Raw genomic sequence first — 19,167 nt, forward strand, 5'->3', positions numbered from 1 at the left:
GACCTACGGGAGAACAATGCATCCGTTCGACACAGCAGTTGCCCTCGAGACCGTCGGGGCCGGCACCTTCGCCGGGCACACATCCGCGCCGTACAACAACATGGTCGGCCCGTTCGGTGGCATCACTGCCGCGACGTTCATTCGAGCAATCGAGCGTCATCCGGAATGCCTCGGATCGCCGATCTCGCTGACGGTCAACTTCGCAGGTCCGGTCGCCGAGGGCGAATTCGAGATCTCGGCGCGCGCCGTACGAACCAACCGAAGCAATCAGCACTGGTACCTCGAGCTGATCCAGGGCGGTGCCGTAGCCACTACGGCCACAGCGGTGTTCGGAACGAGACGCGAGACGTGGGACAACACCGAGGCTCTGGCACCGGCCGTCCCCTCCCCCGCCGACACGCCCCGAGGCACCTTTCCCGACGCGATCGCCTGGGCGCAGAACTACGAGATGCGCTTCGTTGCAGGCGCTCTGAACGATCAGGAATCACCGGACTCGACCGAGACTCTCTGGATCCGCGACACTCCGCCTCGTCCGTTGGACTTCGCGGCGCTGACGTCGCTCAGCGATGTGTTCTACCCCAGAATCTTTCAGCGCCTCGGTCGCTACGTGCCGGCCGGCACCATCTCGCTGACGACCCACTTCTTCGCGACACCGGAGGATCTCGAGAGCCACTCCGATGGGTACGTCCTCGGCACCGCACGCGCGCGCCGGTTCCATCAGGGCTATTTCGATCAGACGGCCGAACTGTGGACCGAAGGTGGGACGTTGCTGGCCACGAGCCACCAGGTGGTCTACTACAAGGGCTGAAGCCACGCTCGTAGGACTAGCGTGAACCCATGACGCACCCCTCGACGCACCTCGACATCGTCGCCGCTCCCGGCGTGTTCGCCGATCTAGCGACGGCGCAGGAGCTGGTCGCCAGGGCGCTGTCGGCCCGAGGACTGACCGGCGGAATCGTCGACACTGCAGCCGGTTCCGACGAGGTGATCGTCGTTCCCGGGGGTGGCGTCCCCATCGACATGGCGTCGTACAGCAGTGTCGTTCGAGTCGATCTCGGGCAGTGCGAGCCAGACAGGTCCGACGGCGTTCGCACACACATCCGGGGCCGCGGAATCGACGGCCTCCGATTCGCGATCGACAGTGTGTTCTTCCACCGCTTCCACCCCGGGACGATCCTGTCGTACGGAGATCACCTCGAGCAACGCGTCGAGCAGCGGTTACCCGAGGGCGACGGCCCGTTTCCCGTTGCGGTGTTGATCCATGGTGGCTATTGGCGTTCGCGATGGGAATTCGATCTGATGGACGCGATGGCCGTCGATCTGACCGCGCGCGGCTACGCCACGTGGAACGTCGAATATCGTCGCCCCGACGAACACGGCTGGGATGCGACGACCGACGACGTCGCCGCCGCGCTGGCAGCGCTCGAGACCGCAACCGGCGATCTGGACCTGAACCGAATCGTCCTGATGGGCCACTCGGCGGGCGGTCAGCTTGCGATGCGACTGGCGGCCGACTCGGCCGGGAAGACCGTGAGTCCTGCTCTCGCAGTGAGTCTGGCCGGTGTCCTCGATCTTCGGGTCGGTGACGAGCGGTGGCTCGGTGACGGTGCAGTGTCGACTGCGCTCGGTGCGCGCTTCGCCGATGCCCAGCAGACGTACGAGGCATCGTCTCCGAACTCGAGGCTTCCGCTCGGCGTTCCGCAGTTGGTGGTGTGCGCGATGTCGGACGATCCCAACCTGCTCGAGATCAGTCGGGCGTACTACGCCGCCGCGTCGGCGGGCTCGGATTCGGTCGTCTCGGTCGAAGGACCCGGGGGCCACTTCGCGGTCATCGATCCCGCGTCGGAGATCTATCAGGACATGGTTCGCGAGGTCGACGCCCGGATGTGAGGTACCCGGGACCACCCGTCGGGGGAAGTCCGTAAGGTGCAAGGTGTGACGCGCAGCACAACGACGTGCGTGCCGAGACTTCAGGAGCGAGATCGATGAAGAGCACCATGCAGGACACCCCACTGTCCATCGGCCAGCTGGTTCGATTCGGGACGTCCATCCACTCCTCGGCCGAGATCACCACCTGGACGGACACCGGTCCGACCACCGTGACCTTCGGGGAATTGGGCAGGCGGGCAGCGCAACTGGCGCACGGTCTGCGGTCGATCGGCATCGACGACGATCAGCGCGTCGGAACGTTCATGTGGAACAACGCCCCGCACATGGAGGCCTACATGGCGATTCCTGCGATGGGCGCAGTGCTGCATACGCTGAACATTCGACTCTTCCCCGAGCAGCTCACCTACATCGTCAACCATGCCGAGGATCAGGTAATCATCGCGGACGCGAGCCTGCTGCCACTGTTGACGCCGTTGCTGCCCACGTTCGAGACCGTGCGTCACCTGATTGTCGTCGGGGTCGACCCGGCGCAGGTCAATGCCCCCGAGAGCATCGAGGTGCTGAGCTACGAGGATCTGCTCGCAGGCAAGTCCGAGGAGTTCGACTGGCCCGAGCTCGACGAACGATCAGCTGCCGCAATGTGTTACACCTCCGGTACCACAGGCGACCCCAAGGGAGTGGTGTACTCGCATCGGTCGATCTACCTGCACTCGATGCAAGCGTGCATGACCGACGCGATGGCGATTGCGCAGTCCGACAAGGTATTGGCCATCGTGCCGATGTTCCATGCGATGTCGTGGGGTCTGCCGTACGCGGCGCTGATGGTCGGTGCGTCGCTGATCATGCCCGACAGGTTCCTCCAGCCGGCTCCGTTGGCGGAGATGATGTCGACGCTGCGCCCGACGGCTGCTGCGGCGGTTCCGACGATCTGGCAGGCACTGCTGGAGCACCTGGAGGATCACCCGGCGGACCTGTCGAGTCTGCGTGACGTGGTGGTCGGCGGCAGCGCGTGCCCGCCGAGCCTGATGCGGGCGTTCCACGAGAAGTACGGGGTGCACATCTCGCAGGCGTGGGGCATGACCGAGACCTCCCCACTGGGTACCTCCGGCAAGCCCGACGCCGGGCTGTCGCCGGAGGACGAGTTCGACTTGCGTTGCACGCAGGGCAGATTCGTCGCCGGGGTGCGAGCACGACTCGTCGACGATGCAGGCACGGTGTTGCCGTGGGACGGCACGACGGTCGGCGAACTCGAGGTGCGTGGCCCGTGGATCACCGGCAGCTACTACCGCGCGGACGCAGACGACAAATTCGACGACGGCTGGCTGCGCACCGGCGATGTCGGCACTATCTCCGAGGGCGGCTACCTTCGGTTGACCGATCGCTCCAAGGACATCATCAAGTCCGGTGGCGAATGGATCTCGTCGGTGGAACTCGAGAATCAGGTGATGGGACATCCCGCCGTACGCGAGGCCGCGGTCATCGGCGTGCCCGACACCAAGTGGGACGAGCGCCCCTTGGTGGCCGTCGTCGTCCGCGAGGGCGCTTCGGTTACAGCCGAAGAGCTCAAGGAGTTCCTCGACAGCCGCGTGGCTCACTGGCAGCTGCCGGAACGCTGGACGTTCATCGACGAGGTCCCGAAGACCAGCGTCGGCAAGTACGACAAGAAGCGACTGCGGAGTTCACACGCCGACGGTGCGTTGGAGGTCATCGAGCTGGTGTAGGAGAACACTTCTCCGCGCGTCGACGTCCGCTGATTCTCAGCGCAGCACCCTCACACCGCACGCCGACGCGAAATCTGCGACCAATGCCTCGATTCGAGGCTTGGTTCGTTGAATTTCGCGAAACGCAAACCACCCCCACGCGAGGTAAGCCACCGTGGCTACGCAGACCAGGCTGGCTGAGATGATTGAGGCAAGTAACGACCGAGGAGCCAGCAGTGCCACGCCCACACCCACGAGAACGGCCAGCCCTCCGGCGAAGGCTGCGACAAACTGGGCCGGATTGGACTGCCGATAGTTCCACAGCACACGTACCCGGTAAAACGCGAACAGTCCGTCGTACCGTGACCTGGCCGCCTCGTCGGGCAAACCCATCGCCTCCAGTTTCTCTGCGAAGACGAATTGCCGTTCCTTACGCTCGTAAGCCCGAGCTAGCGTCCTCGAGCGGCCGCTGAGGTTTTCTTGCCGCATTCGCGACAGAAAATTTACGATGAGCGGCACGCACACCGCAACCACAGCTGATACTGCAGACAGAGTCACCATTTTGTCCCCCAACTCATTCGGCCGATTGATTCGAGGGTGACCGTAGACCGCACCACCGACACCACGACAGATGTCACCGGCTGCGCGGCTGTCTATAGCGTTCTTGCGACCGTCTGTTTCAAGGGCGGCTCGACCATGATCGGCCAGCCAGCGCTTGCATTCGATCGCGCTCACCGGATACCGCGTCCTGTCGAGACTCGGCACACTTCTGTGGCAGATTGCTACACTAGCGGTACTGCTGCGGCGATAGGACATCATCATGGGCACCACCTCGTCTCTACGTATCGACGACGACCTCTACGATGCTGCAAAACTGGCCGGATCTACCGCAAGCCGAAGTGCCGCGCAACAGATTGCACATTGGGCGCTGATAGGCCGAGAGATGGAGCTTTCACATCGCGTCTCGGCACGCGATATTGCCGATGTTCTTGCAGGTAAGGCGCGCTATGACGACCTGACGCCGCACAGGCAGGCCGTCGTGCGCGCGGAGTGGACCGAACAGATCGAATCGGCGACGGAATCGCTCGACTTCGAGAGTGAGTTCACTGCAGAAGGTCGCTCGTACGTCGAGTCCGACGAGCACGGCAACGTCGAGTGGACCGAACATCGATAGATCGCGCTCCCGAGACAGCCAATCGTGACAACACCGATCTCGGACCCGGTACTTCACCTGCTTGCTGGACCCAATGGTGCAGGCAAGAGCACGTTCAACGCGCGCGTACTGTCACCCGTCACGCATCTTCCATTCATCAATGCCGACGAGATCGCGCATGATCGATGGCCCGGCGACGAGTCTGCGCACGCCTACGAGGCGTCACGAGTTGCTGCCGACCTGCGCGCGGAATTCCTCTCGGCAAGATCATCATTCGTCACCGAGACCGTCTTTTCACACGAGTCCAAAGTCGAACTGGTCCAGTTTGCCGTAAGCGCAGGCTACTTGGTGACGCTGCACGTCATCGCAATTCCTGTCGAAACGGCTGTGGCCCGAGTACGAAACCGCGTCGATCAAGGCGGTCATTCGGTTCCAGAGGCGAAAATTCGCGAACGGTACGACCGGTTGTGGCCTCTCCTTCGATCCGCGATCGAGATGGTGGATCGCGCTCAGGTGTATGACAATTCATCGGCGCGGCAGCCGTTCCGCACGATTGCCCGGTTCGATCGCGGCAACCTCGTAGGGCAGGCCGAATGGCCCACTTGGATGCCGCCGGCCCTGCGTTCGTAGCCGCCCTGTCCCGTTGATCGACATGCTGTATGTCTCACCTGAATGGGATGGATCAGGAGACGCGGGTGTATCAGCCTACGATCGAGTGCACCGGCCCCAACGACGCGAGGGTCATCTCTGCCACGTGTTCGAGTTGACTCCGAGTTGCGCCGTCCCGGGCACGCTGGGACATGCCCTGAATGATCACGCCGATGAATTCCGCGACATCGACCGGGTCCCATGACGGAGGCAGGATGCCGTCGGCGACGTTCCCGGTAATGCGTTCCGCCAACAGGGACACGTTGGCATTGCGCATGTCGCGCAATCGATCTGCGATGCCTCGGTTGGCGTCGGTGACGCCGACGGCCGAGCTGATGATCAGACAGCCGCCCGGGCACGACTCGTCGGTGTAATGCGACGCCGCGTCGTACAGCAGCCTCGAGATCAGCTTGGCCGCGTCGGGCTCCTCGGCGAATGCCCGGTCCATGAAGTCGCCTCGAGTGGCGAGATATCGCTCGATCGTGGCGAAGAACAACCCTTCCTTGCCACCGAATGCGCTGTAGAGACTCGGCGGGTTGATGCCCATCGCGCTGGTGAGCATCGAGACCGAGGTGCCCTCGTATCCGTGCTCCCAGAAGGCGAACATCGCCTGATCCAGCGCTGAGTCGACATCGAACTTCCGCCCCTGTCCTCGTACGCCGGCCATAGGCCCTCCTGGTCTCGAATCTCGTCCTGCTCCGGAAACTGTGATCTAGTCTACTCCTGTAGCGATCGATAAACGAATCCCTTACGCTTCTGCAAGAACTTCGGTTCGGCACAGCACGGAAGAGAGCGAATACAGCCCGAGAGTGCATATCACCGTCCAGGGGGATCGAAATGCGTAGTGCCGCTTCATTCAAACTCGGACTCAGTCACAGTGCAGACACCGACTCGGCATGGAAGGTCGAGGCCGTCAAGCAAGTCGAGTACCACGTCATCGCAGCAAGGAACCTGTTCAGCCCGGAGAACACCCAGCTGCTGGACGGCTGCAGCGCAGCACCGTTGACCAGGGGAGACAGACGCCTCGTCGTCATCGACTCCAATGTCGACCGCATCCACGGCGATCGCATCAGGGGATACTTCGAGCACCATGGAGTGGCCGCGTCGTTCGTGTCGATGCGCGCCGACGAGACGGTGAAGGAATGGAGCTCGGTCATCCGCGTCGTCGACGCGATGAACGGGTTCGGTATCGACCGACGTCGCGAGCCGGTCATCGCCATCGGCGGCGGCGTACTGCTCGACGTCGTCGGATTCGCCGCGAGCGTCTACCGGCGCGGCACCCCGTACATCAGAATTCCCACCACCCTCATCGGACTCGTCGACGCCGGTGTGGGCGTCAAGACGGGCGTCAACTACGGCATGGGCAAGAACCGCCTGGGAACGTATGCCCCCGCCATCGCCACCTATGTGGACCGGGCATTCCTGCGCACCCTCGACGACCGGCACCTGTCCAATGGCCTCGCCGAGATTCTGAAGATGGCGCTGATCAAGTCGATCGATCTTTTCGAGCTGCTCGAAACCTACGGTCAACGCCTGATCGACGACAACTTTCAAGGCACGTCCGCCGAACTCGACACTGCTGCAACTCAAGTCATCGCCGAATCGATCCACCTCATGCTCGAGGAGCTCCAGCCCAATCTGTGGGAGTCCTGCCTGGAGCGGTGTGTGGACTACGGCCACACATTCTCGCCGACACTCGAGATGGAGGCTCTGCCCGCTCTGCTGCACGGCGAGGCCGTCAGCATCGACATGGCGCTCACCTCCGCACTCGGATTCCTGCGCGGAAGCCTCAGCAGTGATGACCTGGACCGAATTCTGACGGTGATGAAACGACTCGGCCTTCCCGTCTGGAACGACGTGTTGTCCACAGCGGGCGTGCTCGACGCCGCACTCGCAGACACCGTCCGCCATCGAGACGGACGTCAGCGGCTGCCGCTCCCCGTCGGCATCGGCGGACACCATTTCGCCAACGATGTGACCAACGAGGAGATCGCGTCTGCGCTGTCTCTACTAGCGCGCAAGAACACCGGGCTGCCCAACGGCGAAGTCTCGGTGACGAAGGTCGCGTCATGAAGTGGGACAGCCTGTACATCGAGGGCTTCGGGTCCTATCTGCCCGAGAGTCGAGTGCAAGCCGCCGACATGGTGGCGGCGGGGCGATTCGAGTCGGTCGAGCACCAGAAGACCGGGCAGACGTCGGTCGCGGTCTCCAATCCCGACCTCGGCGAAACCGCCCCGGACATGGCCGTCCTCGCGGGCCGAGCTGCGATGCAGGACAGTGGAATCAGCAGTGACGAGATCGATCTGCTCGTCCACGCCGTCGTTCTGCACAACGGTCTCGAGGCGTGGAACTGCGGTGCCTACATCCAGAACGAACTCGGCATCGACGACTGCCTGCCCATCGAGATCCGCACCGCATGCGCCGGAGCGATCGTGGGCATGGAGATGATCGGTCGCTGGTTCGACGGACGCGGCAAGGGTTTGGTGACTGCATCCGACGCCTGGCGTATGCCGCTGTTCGACCGGTGGAAGTCCGATAGCGGTCTCGTCTACGGAGACGGTGCGGCCGCCGCCGTCGTCGGCCCCGATCCCGGCCCGTTGCGCATCCTGTCGACCTCCGTGGTGAGCGATGCACACCTCGAACAGATGCACCGCGGCCACGACAGCCTGGACATGCCGGTCTACGACACCGACGGACCCATCGACCTGCGAGCACGCGTCGCCGGCTTCGCCGAAACACACACCATCGACGAGTTCTGGTCACGCAACGCGGCAGCGTTGTCCCGTTGCGCCGAAACCGCACTGGGCGACTCGGCGACCCACCACGGCGAGATCAGCAGATGGATCGTCCCGAACTTCGGCAACGTTCTACTGCGCAAGCAGTGTTTCGAGCCCCTGAAGATCAAGCCCGATCAGACGCTGGTCGAACTCGGGCGCACGATCGGCCACACCGGTGCTGCCGACCCACTGCTCGGCCTCGATCTGCTCCGACGCGCCGAAACCCTGCAGCCGGGTGACCGAATCATGCTCACCGGCATCGGCGTCGGGTTCACCTGGGGATGCGCAGTAGTCGAATACACCGGCCACGACAACACCACGAAGGGATAGACCAATGGTCACCGAGACACGCCACGAAGCGCCCGCGGTCAACGCGAACGCCGCCATCATCTGGATGCTGCTCGCAGTGTTCGGGGTGGGAACCGTCGAATATCTCGTCGCCGGAGTTCTGCAAGAGATCTCCTCCGACGTCGGCGTGGGCAATTCGACTGCAGGCCTGTTGATTACGATCTACGCCGTCACGGTCGTCATCGGCGGTCCGCTGCTCACCATCGCCACCACCCGTGTTCCTCGCACACCGCTCATCGTCGCCTTGATGGCCTTGTTCATCATCGGCAACATCGGCACCGCACTGGCCCCGAACTTCGCGACGCTGGTGATCTTTCGCGTCATCACCGCACTCCCCCACGCCACGTTCTTCGCGCTGTGCCTGGTCTTGGCAACCTCGTTGGTGGAACCGGAATTTCAAGGCCGCGTCATCGCACGCGTGACGCTCGGCCTCAACCTCGCGACCGTCCTCGGCGTTCCGCTGGGGACGCTGATCGGCTCGCAGCTCGGCTGGCGCTGGTCGTTCGCCATCGTCGCACTCTTCCAACTGTTCGTCACCGCCGCCCTGATCGCCTCGACCCGACGCGCCGCACCGTCACACCACACCGGCAGTGTCACCTCGGAACTGAGCGTGTTCACCCGAGGTCCGGTGCTGTGGGCAATCGGCCTCACCGCGCTGAGCCAGGCCGCACTGTTCGTGGTGTTCACCTACATCGCCCCGTACCTCACCGATCACGCCGGCGTCTCGGCATCCACCGTCACCATCGTGCTGTTCGTCTTCGGTGTCGGCTCCGTCGTCGGAAACCAGCTCGGCGGGTATTTCGCAGACAAGGCCCTGGACAAGACGCTGTACACAGCGTTGACTGCACTCGCAGGTGCGCTCGTCGTCCTGTTCCTCTTCGGCGGCACAGCGTGGTTCGCCTTCGCGTGGATGTTCGTTCTCGGTGCCGCGGGCTTCTCGATCATTCCGCCACTGGCCTCCAAATTGATCGGTGCGGCCAGTGAAGCACCGCACCTGGCGGCCACCGTCAACATCGCCGGGTTCCAACTCGCCAATGCCGCGGGTGCCTGGATCGGCTCCATCGCCCTGTCGGGAGGCAGCAGCGTCTCGGTATTGCCTGCCATCGGTGCAGTTCTCGCCGTCGGCGCGGTGTTGCTGCTCTTCGTCAGTCGTCGTGCGGCCAGGGTGGCCGGATGAGGGCGGCCGTGATCGACGCGCCGCATTCGGTATCGATCGTCGAGCTCGACGACCCGGTCTGTGGCCCGGACGACGTCGTGGTCGCCGTCTCGTACGTCGGGTTGTGCGGCACGGATCTGGAACTGCTGCACGGTACGTCCTCGTACCTGACCGATGGGAAGACGTCCTTTCCGCATCACTTCGGACACGAGTGGGTAGGCGTGGTCGACCGGACGGGCAGTGGCGTTCGCGACCTCGAGACAGGTGACGCAGTTACCGGCAGCACCATGCTGTTCTGCCAGTCCTGCACAGCCTGCGGATCGGGCAAGCGCAATCAATGTTCGGATCTCAAGGAAGTCGGCCTCTACGAACACGGCGGTGCTGCAGCACAATTCCTCGTCATGCCGCGGCGCGCCGTGGTCTCGCTGGGACGCGTGACAGCAGAACCCGAACATGTCCTCATCGAACCGCTGGTGACCGTACTCGAGGCTGTCGACGCGGCGTCGGTGTCCCCGGGCGATCGGGTCCTCGTAGTCGGCGCGGGAACCATCGGAAGTCTCGCGGTGGCCATGCTGTCTCGCTATCCCGTCACCGTCGACATTCTCGAAACACGATGCATCGAGCACCTCGGCGCAAGCGCAGTGGCTCACAGCTTCACCGAGGCCGACGCCCTGACCGGTCCCTACGACATCGTCGTGGAAGCTTCGGGCGGCGTCGGCGCACTGAACACGGCAATCGGGGTACTGCGTCCCGGTGGAAAGTGCATTCTGGTCGGCGTAGCCGCGCACTCGGAGGCCATCGACCCCGGAGCGGTTGCCCTGGCGGGTATTTCGATCATCGGGATTCGTCACGGTGTCGATCACTATCGCCGCGCGGCGGCGCTCTTTCCGCTGATTCGTCCCGCACTGGCCGCGCTCATCGACAGCGTGGTCCCGTTGTCCGACGCCAAAGCGGCATTCGATCGTCTCGAAAGCCACAGGACACGACCGAAAGTGGTGATCGCAGTTGAGTAGGCCTGGCTTCACCGTCGTCACCGGTGCCAGCAGCGGAATCGGACGCGCGATCGCCCTGGCACTCGCACGCGAAGGGCACAATCTGATCCTCGGGTATGGCAACGGCACCGACCGAATCCGCCTACTGGTCAAAGACATTCGAGCCTCGTATCCCGTCGTTGCGACTGGGCTCCAGCTCGATCTGCGTGACGCGCGTGCCACGGTCGCCGCGGTCGAGGGCGCGGTAAGCGAGCTCGGTGAGATCCGGTGCCTCGTCAACAACGCCGGCGTCAACGACCGATCCTCGGCCGACACGCTCGATGTCCAACGGATCGAGGATGTCCTGGCGATCAACACCGTCACTCCGCTGGCATTGGCATCGGCAGTCGGTCGCCGCATGATCACCGACGGCACCCCGGGCTCGATCGTCAACATCACCTCCGTTCACGATTCGGTGCCCATCACCGGCGGCGCGATCTACTGCGCCAGCAAGGCAGCGTTGGCGGCGTCGGGCAGAGTGCTCGCACTCGAGTTCGCGCGGCACGGTGTCCGCGTCAATTCGGTGGCTCCCGGGGAAACAGCAACCGCGATGAACGGCGTTGCCGACGAATCCTCGTTCGCGAAAATCGCACGGCCGGCCATTCCGATGGGAAGGCCCGCCGGGGTGCACGAAGTTGCCGCGGCCGCAGTCTTTCTCGCCGGGCCCGAATCGAGTTATCTCACCGGTACCACCATCACCGTCGACGGCGGCCTCGTGCTGACCGCCGCAGAAGAAAATGCACGGTACTCGGGCGAGCTGGTGCCCGCGGCCGGAAGAGAGGAGATCGCATGAGAGCCGTTGTCATCACCGCCAAGGGTGAACCCGAGGTACTGACTGTCGCCGAGGTCGACGAACGTGCTGCCGGGCCGGGCGACATCGTCGTGTCGGTTGCTGCAGCAGCCGTCAATCCGGTCGACCTCAAGACTCGTTCGGGATACCTGGACATCGAATTGACGTACCCCGCAATCCTCGGTTGGGACGTGTCGGGCACCGTCGTCGCCGTCGGAGAGTCGGTGACGCGATTTGCGCCGGGCGACAACGTGATCGGGATGGTTGCGCAGCCCGCACACCGATTCGGTACCTACGCCGAGCGCGTGGTCGCCGACGAATCCCTGTTCGCGCACGCGCCCACCGGCGTCGGCCTCGCGCACGCGGCCGCGATCCCGCTCGCATCTCTCACCGCGGTTCAACAGCTCGACAAGATCACCCTTGCAGCAGAATCGACGGTCTTGGTGACCGGAGCGGCGGGCGCAGTGGGACGCATCGCGTCGGCGATTCTGCTCAGCCGCGGACACCGAGTGGACGCCCTCGCGCGAGAGTCCGATACCAGGGATCTACTCGCGCTCGGCGCACGGCGAGTGTTCGCCAAACCTGTCGACCTGCAGGCCGGTGAGTACGACGCCGTCGTCGACACCGCAGGCGTTGTCGACACAATCGACTCGGTGCGCGACGGCGGTGCGTACGTCTCGATCGAGGACGGCGACCAGCCGCAACCGCAACGGGGCATCACACCGGGGAAGAGCTATGTGAACGAGGACGGACCGGGACTCGAAGAGATTGCCGGACTCGTCTCGGCGGGCACGCTCACCGTGCCGGTTGCCCGCGAATTCGGATTCGACGAGGCCGCGCAGGCGCATGCGCTCCTTGCCGCAGGTGGAACACGAGGAAAGGTACTGCTGATCCCATGACCACGACCGAGAAGACCGAAACATCTCTCACCACAATCGGTATCACCGTGCCCGACGCCCACCAGGCAGCTGACTTCTTTGCATCTCTCCTCGGCGTGACCGCCACCGAAGGTGCCTCGGTGCCGGTCTCGGGCAGCACAACCGTCGAGTTCACGTCCTCGGCTCTCGCGGATCAGAGCCCGCCGCGAATAGTCGATGTGGGGACCAATCACCTGTGCTTCACCGTCGGCGACATCGATGCTGCGGCGAGCTACCTCGATGAGCGGCAGGATGTGTCGTTGCTCGGCGACGTGATCACCGTCCCCGAGGGGCCGATTGCGGGCAACCGGTGGATCTACTTCCGATCGCCGTGGGGCACATTGTTCGAGCTGCAGCAGTGGCCGGAGACGCCGGGCTACTTCGGTAGCACCGACGCCCGGCTGCATCATCGACTCGAGGACATTCCGTCGGCGCTGCTCCCCACCTGCCGAGGGCTCGACCACGCCGGGTACAGCGTGGCAGATCTCGACGCCACCGTTGCCCGGCTGGTGGCATCGCACTCCGCAACCGAGGTGCTCCGTACCGAGATCGAAGCGGATCGCGGTTTCATGCGTGCGCAATTCGATCTCGATGTGGAGGGTACGTCCCGGATGGCGATGGTGTCGGTCGGCGAGCTGAACGTCGAACTGTTCGAGCACAATATCGGCCGCAAGCACGGTGCCCGGCCGCTGACGGCCAATGGTGGCAACTTCCTCACCCTGCCCACCGCCGATCGGAACACCGGTGCAGTTCGACTGTTTCCAGGTGCGCTGTGAAGTACGGAATCAATCTCCCGAACTTCGGGCCGCAGATCGATCCGGACGGGCTGCTCGGGTGGGCACGCACGGCCGAATCCGCCGGATTCGACAATATTCTGCTCTCGGATCACGTGGTGCTGACCGACGACGCGCATCGCCGCTCTCCCGCGCCGTTCTACGAATGCTTGACGACATTGTCGTGGCTCGCGGGTCAGACCGATTCGATTCGCCTCGGTAGCGGAGTTCTGATCGGAAGCCACCGCCATCCGGCGTATCTCGCGCATGCCACCGCAACGATCGACCGGCTCAGCGCCGGACGACTCATCGTCGGAGTCGGTGTGGGTTGGACTGCGCAGGCGTTCGACGTTCTGGGCGTTCCGTTCCACCGCCGGGGCAGGTTGACCGACGCCGCGCTCGACACCCTGGCCGCCGCGTGGGCGTCGGAGACCTACGAATACCCCGGTGCCAGTGGCACATCCCGCCGTATCCACGGTGGGCCGATGCCGGTGCAGTCACCACATCCGCCGCTGTGGATCGGTGGTAACGGTCCCGCTGCGATCGACCGGACCAATACCCGCGGCACCGGTTGGCATCCGCTGCACCCATCCCGACAACTGTGCATCGCAGGATCGCGCGCCCTGGACGAGGGCAAGGAGTTCGTCCCGAGAATCTACTTTCTCCCCACCGACACTCCGGTGCAGTCGCCCAATCGTCCGCTCGGCTACGGGACCGTCGAACAGATCCGCCACGACATCGAATTCCTCAGCGATTTGGGTGCCGGCACCGTGGTTCTCGATACCGATCCGGGCGACCAACGACTACGCCGATCCACCGCACACGATCTCGAACTCGTCCGCTATGCCGGTGACGCCTTGGGGATGCGAGCGGAGGCAACGGTATGAGTCTGCAGCCCGATTCGATTCGTCGGTCCATCACCGCAGCCGCATTCCTGTTCGACATGGATGGGACGCTGGTCGATTCGCACGCATCGATCGAGGCGGTGTGGTTCGAGTTCGCCGAGCGCCACGGAGTCGACAAGGCCGTAATGGCCAAGGCGCTGCCGGGCCGACTGGCCGCCGACATCATTCTGCGTGTACTCGGACCCACCGCCGACCTACGCGCCGCACTCCGATGGATTCGAGAACGCGAACACCAGAGCCTGGTACCGGTTCGGCCCATCGCCGGCGCAGAGGAGTTTCTCGCCTCGGTGCCTGCGGACCGATGGGCGGTGGTGACGTCGGCGTCGCGTTCGATGATGGTGCGACGCCTCACCGCGGCCGGGCTCCCGACGCCGCGAGTCGCCGTGTGCGCCGAGGACGTCGCCGTCGGCAAGCCCGACCCCGAGGGATTTCTTCTTGCCGCAGAGCAATTGGGGGTCTCGATCGCGTCGTGCATCGTCTTCGAGGACGCCGACGCCGGGATTGCCGCAGCTCATGCCGCCGGCGCGCGGTGCATTGCCATCGGCAACGAGTCCGGTCCGCAGGTTGCCCGTGTGAACGACTTCGAGGGGTTGCGGGTCGGGATGCGAGACCGTGTACTGACGATCGACGTGGATTCGGAGCGATGAGCACAACCGTCTCGGTCGATCTCGGCGGGACGTGGCTGCGCATTCGACGCGGTGACGGTATCGAGCGGTTGCCGTCGCCCAGTGCAATCAGACAGCCCGGCACGTCGGCCGATGACCTCCTTCGACAATTGGTGGACACGCTCGATCTTCATGTGCCACAGGGTGCTGCGGCCAACATTTCCTGTGGCGCTGCACTCGACGAGCAGAACGGTGTTGCCCTCGGTTCGGGGCCTCTGTGGGGTGGAGCGCCGACCGGCGAAATTCCACTGTTGCACATCCTGTCGTCCCGTCGCCCCGACGTGCGATGGAGGCTCGTCAACGACGTGACGGCCGGGTTGGCGTCGTTCGCGCTCGGGTTCGCTCGACCCACCGATCGTCACGTCGCCTACCTCACGATCAGCAGCGGCATCGCCTCTCGCACTGCGCTTCTCACCGAGCGAACTATTCCGGTCGACCACCGAGGCCTACAGGGTGAGGTCGGTCATCTCCGAGCATCGACTTCGGCCCCCGAGGCAGTGCGGACCTTGCCCTGCGCATGCGGAGGAATCGGGCACGTCTCGTCCATCTCGTCCGGACCCGCAGTTCAGGCAGTGGCAGATGTTCTCGATATTCGCTACGACGTCGATACCTTTGCCTCTTCGCTGGCGGCCGGAGATCGCGATTCGTCCAGGCTGCTGCGGACAGTGGTAGAACCGATCGCCGAACTGATCAGGACCATGATTACCCTCGACCCGCGCTTGGACCGCATCGGAATAGGCGGCGGTGTAGCCGAGGGACTGTGGGAATTCTACGAACGCGAGCTCACCGGGCAGCTCGCGGAGACGCGCTCGTATGCCGACTCCCTCACTCCGGAGCGCGTCGCCGACATCATCCATCTCTGCCGCCCCGGCGACATCGACACCCTGGCCGGAGCCGACGCCATCGCCGACGGCTTTCTCCGCGTCACCAAGCTGTGAAAGAGGAGCTATGACAACACACTCGACGCATCGTGCCATCGTTCGGCACGGCAGTCACTCGGCCGTCGAAGAGCGCCCGACGCCGTCACCGGGACCCGGCGAACTGCTGATTGCTCCGGAATCGGTCTCGCTGTGCGGCACGGACATTCAGATCGTGCGCGGCGATCGCGACGATCCGTCCCCGATCGTCGGTCACGAGGGAGCGGCTCGTGTCGTGGAAGTAGGTGCCGGGGTAACGGAATTCGCCGTCGGTGATCGTGTTGTCGTCAATCCGACGCACCCGCACGACTCGTCGTTCCTGCTCGGCCACAACGTGGAGGGGTTGTTCCAGCAGCGGGTCATCATCGGTGCGTCCGCCGTCAGCGGCGGATTGGTGTCGCTGCTTCCGCCCGGTTTGTCCAGTGCCCGGGCGACTCTCGTCGAACCGTACGCGGTCGTCCGCTACGCACTCTCGTGCCTTGCGAGGGAGACACCGCAGACGCTCCTGATCTTCGGTGACGGAATGATCGGTAATCTCGCCGCCACTCTCGCGCCGTCCGTCCTGTTCCCCACTGTGGACGTCGCGATGGTGCATCGCACCGAACTGGGTGCGAAGTGGACCGCGAACTATCTGCCATCGGTGAAGAACTTCTCCATCGACGACGACTGGGAGCGGGACCTGACCGGATCGGTCGCGGTTCTGGTGGCCACGCACCGCGCCGGGACGGTGGCGTCCATCGATGCGGCGCTGCGTCGGCTCGGAGATCGAGTCGTCGCGGTACATCCCATCGGCGGGGTGCCGGCAAAGGCGACCTCAGATCTGCTCCCCGGTGTGGACATCGCCGGTGTCCGACAGGCCAACACCGGCGGCCCGACGCCGCCCGCAGTCACGACATTCACCCGCGGCGCTCAGCGCGTGGCACTGACGGGCAATCGGGGCGTGACCAACAGTCAACTCACCGCAGCAGCAACGGCATTGGCCAAAGCCGAAAACTCGATCGACAGACTCCTCACACATCGACGCGGAATCGACGAGGGAACCGCGCTGATGAACACCATCTGCGAGCAACGAACGCGAGTCATCGACGGGGAACTCGTGGTCCGATTGGTCGTGGACCTCAACAGCCACGACTGACCGCTGCTCGCTCCGGACTGTTCGTCGAGCTCTACGCCGCAACGCACAGCCGGTGTGTGCTGGCCGGATGCCGTAGCGCGTCCCTCGCTCACCCGATCACCCGATGCTTACGCGTGAGAACGCATGCATAACTGCGGGAAGCGTGGCTGCATGCTCATTCGACTCTTTTATGCCTATGTTGACAGGCATAGGGGCTGTTCACCCGATAGTTCACGATGTATGCTCCGATATGCATGCCTGCGCAAGCACAAGGAGCGATCATGGCCGAACCACGACGACGAGCTCGGAAGCACTCCGGCGAACTGGCCGGAGCCTTCGTCGCGCGTCGGCATCAGTTGCGCATGACTCAAGCCGAGTTGGCGCTGCTCGCCGGCGTGGGCCGCTCGACAGTCCAGGCGCTCGAGGGCGGAAGAGACACGGTGCAGCTCGACGGCGCGGTTGCTGTCGCGGAAGCGTTGGGCTGTGAGATCACATTGCTCACGCGCGCCGGATCGCCTGTGCCGCCGCTGGATCCGACATGATCCCAGTAGCCGAGCTGCGGGATGTCGATGCAGCCGATGTCTACAAGGGCGATCTTCTCGCGGGCTCACTGACGCGTGTGGGGAACGACGTCGTGTTTCGGTACCGCAGCGATTACCTCAACAGAGCTTCTGCGCCGGATCTCGCGTGGTCGATTCCGAAGTCGTCACCCGAGACGCGGGCATCGGGCGGTAGCGTCCCTGCCTTTTTCGCGGGCCTGCTGCCGGAAGGCGTTCGTCTCACCGGAGTGGTAACAGCTACCAAGACGTCCGAGGACGATCACTTCACACTGCTACTGGCGGTCGGATCGGACACCATCGGGGACGTTCGTGTACTTCCAAGCGGTCAAGAGATGTCGTTGGTGGGCAATGTATTCGATTCGAGGCACCGTGTTCCAGATCTTCGTCGCCTCTTCGATTCCCTGTCCACGGGTGAGTCGGTGAGCCGCGATTCGTCCGCTCTGCCGGGCGTTCAGGGCAAAGTGTCCGCGCAGATGTACTCGACTCCGGTGTCGACTACGGCCGGGCCCGCCATTTTGAAACTCGCCCCGCCGGCACGACTGCCGCGATTGGTCCAGAACGAGAGCTTCTTCATGAATCTGGCACGTAGATGCGGGCTTTCGGTGCCGGAACACCGCATGATCGAAGACGACAAGGGAATCAGCGGTCTACTGGTGGCGCGATTCGACCGGATCGGTGAACAACGGCTACCGCAAGAGGATGCGTGCCAAGTATCCGGGCTATATCCCGCGTCCAAGTACCGAATGAAGACCGAAGCGGTGATCACGCTGCTCGCCGACAATGTCGAGCGCGGCGGCGGTTCCGCGCGCCAGGCCACCGCCGAACTTCTTCGCTTGACGGCCTATTCGTATGCGATCGGAAACGGCGATCTGCACGGCAAGAACTATTCGATCCACAAGAACACTCGGGAAATCTGGTCGATCACACCCGCCTACGACCTTCTGTGCACGCAGCCCTACGCGTCGTGGAGCGATCCGATGGCATTGAACTTCTACGGGCGCGCCAACCGTTGGACACGAGCGCATTTCGTCGAGTCTGCAAGTCGCCTGGGAATGCCCGAGCGAGCGACTCTGAGAATCCTTGATGACGTGTGCGCTGGCGTTCGAGACGGAATCGATGAAGTCGATGTGATCGGATTCGATGACAAGCAAACTCGTCAGTTGAAGCAGCTACTCGATCAGCGCTGCACCGAGCTGTCCTGACCTCGGCTTGTGGTTGAGATTCGGTGTAAGGCAGGATGGTGGGTAGCAAACGTCACGCCGAGAGCAACCACAGCTAGTTTCCGAAGTTTCTAATCCGATTTGGACGGGTCCGGAACCCAGGTCAGGCCGGTGAACCGGCTTTCTTTCCGCAGCTCCCGTCGCTCTGCGATCACTGATCGCGCCGCCTCGATGACCGGAGCGATTACGCCGAAACTGACACCTGCTACGACCGCCAGACTGAAGGTCGCTGCCCAGAACAGCTCCACACCATTCCTCCACCCGGTGAGCCACTCATAGAACGACATGCCGATCCAGGCCGAGAATGCACAGGTGAAGGCGAACTGAAACGCCACAGCCCCGGTCCGCAGCACAGACCGATGATTTCTCAGATCGTGAATCGCGAAGAACAAAGCCGGCCACATGAGCCATGCTGCAAAATATCCCGTGTACGGAGCCGATTCATTCCAGATGTCCATGGCAGTTATATACAACGTCAGTCCGACAAGTTCGTGTGTAAGAAGCGGCGTCCAATCACTGAGCGGCACCCGGACCCTGCACCGACACGTCCCGAAGTGGGGAATTCCGTGACGGATAACCCCTCGAGCCTGAGGAACTACGTGA

General features: G+C 63.7%; 21 protein-coding genes. 18 read left to right on the top strand and 3 right to left on the bottom strand.

Going from position 1 to position 19,167, the window contains the following annotated elements:
- The first annotated feature begins 16 nt into the window (after positions 1 to 16).
- From AYK61_RS21575 to AYK61_RS21585, 3 genes are all read left to right on the top strand, one after another.
- Positions 17 to 808, top strand: a complete 792-nt coding sequence (locus tag AYK61_RS21575; protein ID WP_121873036.1) for an acyl-CoA thioesterase II — start codon at positions 17 to 19, stop codon at positions 806 to 808.
- Positions 809 to 837: 29 nt separating this feature from the next.
- Positions 838 to 1,890 carry an alpha/beta hydrolase gene (locus AYK61_RS21580; RefSeq protein ID WP_121873037.1) on the top strand — a complete coding sequence of 351 codons (1,053 nt, stop codon included), beginning with the start codon at positions 838 to 840 and terminating at the stop codon, positions 1,888 to 1,890.
- 95 nt (positions 1,891 to 1,985) lie between these two features.
- Positions 1,986 to 3,611 (top strand): long-chain fatty acid--CoA ligase, encoded by a 1,626-nt coding sequence (locus tag AYK61_RS21585; RefSeq protein WP_121873038.1) that lies wholly within the window; start codon positions 1,986 to 1,988, stop codon positions 3,609 to 3,611.
- A gap of 36 nt (positions 3,612 to 3,647) precedes the next feature.
- Here the strand turns inward: AYK61_RS21585 and AYK61_RS27075 are convergent, their stop codons facing one another.
- Complete coding sequence (locus tag AYK61_RS27075) at positions 3,648 to 4,325, bottom strand: hypothetical protein (RefSeq protein ID WP_147458373.1); 678 nt, start codon at positions 4,323 to 4,325, stop codon at positions 3,648 to 3,650.
- Positions 4,326 to 4,410: 85 nt separating this feature from the next.
- On the opposite strand from AYK61_RS27075, the gene AYK61_RS21595 reads away from it, so the two are divergent.
- Together AYK61_RS21595 and AYK61_RS21600 are read left to right on the top strand one after the other, a co-directional pair.
- The gene (locus AYK61_RS21595) at positions 4,411 to 4,764 is read left to right on the top strand and encodes a TA system antitoxin ParD family protein (protein ID WP_121873040.1); all 354 of its coding nucleotides are present in this window, start codon (positions 4,411 to 4,413) and stop codon (positions 4,762 to 4,764) included.
- A gap of 24 nt (positions 4,765 to 4,788) precedes the next feature.
- Positions 4,789 to 5,373 carry an AAA family ATPase gene (locus AYK61_RS21600; protein WP_237669087.1) on the top strand — a complete coding sequence of 195 codons (585 nt, stop codon included), beginning with the start codon at positions 4,789 to 4,791 and terminating at the stop codon, positions 5,371 to 5,373.
- Between the two features lie 70 nt (positions 5,374 to 5,443).
- Here the strand turns inward: AYK61_RS21600 and AYK61_RS21605 are convergent, their stop codons facing one another.
- Positions 5,444 to 6,058 carry a TetR/AcrR family transcriptional regulator gene (locus AYK61_RS21605; protein ID WP_121873041.1) on the bottom strand — a complete coding sequence of 205 codons (615 nt, stop codon included), beginning with the start codon at positions 6,056 to 6,058 and terminating at the stop codon, positions 5,444 to 5,446.
- 170 nt (positions 6,059 to 6,228) lie between these two features.
- Between AYK61_RS21605 and AYK61_RS21610 the strand changes: the two genes are divergently transcribed.
- The 13 genes from AYK61_RS21610 (at position 6,229) to AYK61_RS21670 (ending at position 18,546) form a co-directional block, all read left to right on the top strand.
- Positions 6,229 to 7,464: a sedoheptulose 7-phosphate cyclase gene (locus AYK61_RS21610; RefSeq protein WP_121873042.1), complete on the top strand. Its 1,236-nt coding sequence runs from the start codon at positions 6,229 to 6,231 to the stop codon at positions 7,462 to 7,464.
- A complete protein-coding gene (locus AYK61_RS21615) occupies positions 7,461 to 8,498 on the top strand; it encodes a 3-oxoacyl-ACP synthase III family protein (RefSeq protein ID WP_121873043.1) in 1,038 nt (345 codons plus the stop codon). Before AYK61_RS21610 ends, AYK61_RS21615 begins: the two co-directional genes overlap by 4 nt.
- A gap of 4 nt (positions 8,499 to 8,502) precedes the next feature.
- Positions 8,503 to 9,693 carry an MFS transporter gene (locus AYK61_RS21620; RefSeq protein WP_121873044.1) on the top strand — a complete coding sequence of 397 codons (1,191 nt, stop codon included), beginning with the start codon at positions 8,503 to 8,505 and terminating at the stop codon, positions 9,691 to 9,693.
- Positions 9,690 to 10,685 (top strand): zinc-binding dehydrogenase, encoded by a 996-nt coding sequence (locus AYK61_RS21625; RefSeq protein ID WP_121873045.1) that lies wholly within the window; start codon positions 9,690 to 9,692, stop codon positions 10,683 to 10,685. Before AYK61_RS21620 ends, AYK61_RS21625 begins: the two co-directional genes overlap by 4 nt.
- Entirely contained in the window at positions 10,678 to 11,496 is an 819-nt protein-coding gene (locus tag AYK61_RS21630; protein ID WP_121873046.1) for an SDR family NAD(P)-dependent oxidoreductase, read from the top strand. The genes AYK61_RS21625 and AYK61_RS21630 overlap by 8 nt, the downstream gene beginning before the upstream one ends.
- On the top strand, positions 11,493 to 12,392 hold the full coding sequence (locus AYK61_RS21635; RefSeq protein WP_121873047.1) for an NADP-dependent oxidoreductase: 900 nt from the start codon (positions 11,493 to 11,495) through the stop codon (positions 12,390 to 12,392). The genes AYK61_RS21630 and AYK61_RS21635 overlap by 4 nt, the downstream gene beginning before the upstream one ends.
- Positions 12,389 to 13,186, top strand: a complete 798-nt coding sequence (locus tag AYK61_RS21640) for a VOC family protein (RefSeq protein ID WP_121873048.1) — start codon at positions 12,389 to 12,391, stop codon at positions 13,184 to 13,186. The genes AYK61_RS21635 and AYK61_RS21640 overlap by 4 nt, the downstream gene beginning before the upstream one ends.
- Positions 13,183 to 14,070, top strand: a complete 888-nt coding sequence (locus AYK61_RS21645) for a TIGR03619 family F420-dependent LLM class oxidoreductase (RefSeq protein ID WP_121873049.1) — start codon at positions 13,183 to 13,185, stop codon at positions 14,068 to 14,070. The genes AYK61_RS21640 and AYK61_RS21645 overlap by 4 nt, the downstream gene beginning before the upstream one ends.
- Positions 14,067 to 14,735, top strand: coding sequence for an HAD-IA family hydrolase (locus AYK61_RS21650; RefSeq protein ID WP_121873050.1), 669 nt, complete (start codon positions 14,067 to 14,069; stop codon positions 14,733 to 14,735). Before AYK61_RS21645 ends, AYK61_RS21650 begins: the two co-directional genes overlap by 4 nt.
- The gene (locus AYK61_RS21655; protein WP_121873051.1) at positions 14,732 to 15,691 is read left to right on the top strand and encodes an ROK family protein; all 960 of its coding nucleotides are present in this window, start codon (positions 14,732 to 14,734) and stop codon (positions 15,689 to 15,691) included. Before AYK61_RS21650 ends, AYK61_RS21655 begins: the two co-directional genes overlap by 4 nt.
- A gap of 10 nt (positions 15,692 to 15,701) precedes the next feature.
- The gene (locus tag AYK61_RS21660) at positions 15,702 to 16,805 is read left to right on the top strand and encodes an alcohol dehydrogenase catalytic domain-containing protein (protein ID WP_121873052.1); all 1,104 of its coding nucleotides are present in this window, start codon (positions 15,702 to 15,704) and stop codon (positions 16,803 to 16,805) included.
- A gap of 260 nt (positions 16,806 to 17,065) precedes the next feature.
- On the top strand, positions 17,066 to 17,326 hold the full coding sequence (locus tag AYK61_RS21665) for a helix-turn-helix domain-containing protein (protein WP_121873053.1): 261 nt from the start codon (positions 17,066 to 17,068) through the stop codon (positions 17,324 to 17,326).
- Entirely contained in the window at positions 17,323 to 18,546 is a 1,224-nt protein-coding gene (locus tag AYK61_RS21670; protein ID WP_121873054.1) for a type II toxin-antitoxin system HipA family toxin, read from the top strand. The genes AYK61_RS21665 and AYK61_RS21670 overlap by 4 nt, the downstream gene beginning before the upstream one ends.
- A gap of 89 nt (positions 18,547 to 18,635) precedes the next feature.
- Here AYK61_RS21670 and AYK61_RS27420 read toward each other — a convergent pair whose 3' ends face one another.
- Positions 18,636 to 19,022 (bottom strand): hypothetical protein, encoded by a 387-nt coding sequence (locus AYK61_RS27420; protein WP_183130484.1) that lies wholly within the window; start codon positions 19,020 to 19,022, stop codon positions 18,636 to 18,638.
- Positions 19,023 to 19,167 lie beyond the last annotated feature (145 nt).

Source organism: Rhodococcus sp. SBT000017 (genome assembly GCF_003688915.1).
GTDB lineage: Bacteria > Actinomycetota > Actinomycetes > Mycobacteriales > Mycobacteriaceae > Rhodococcoides.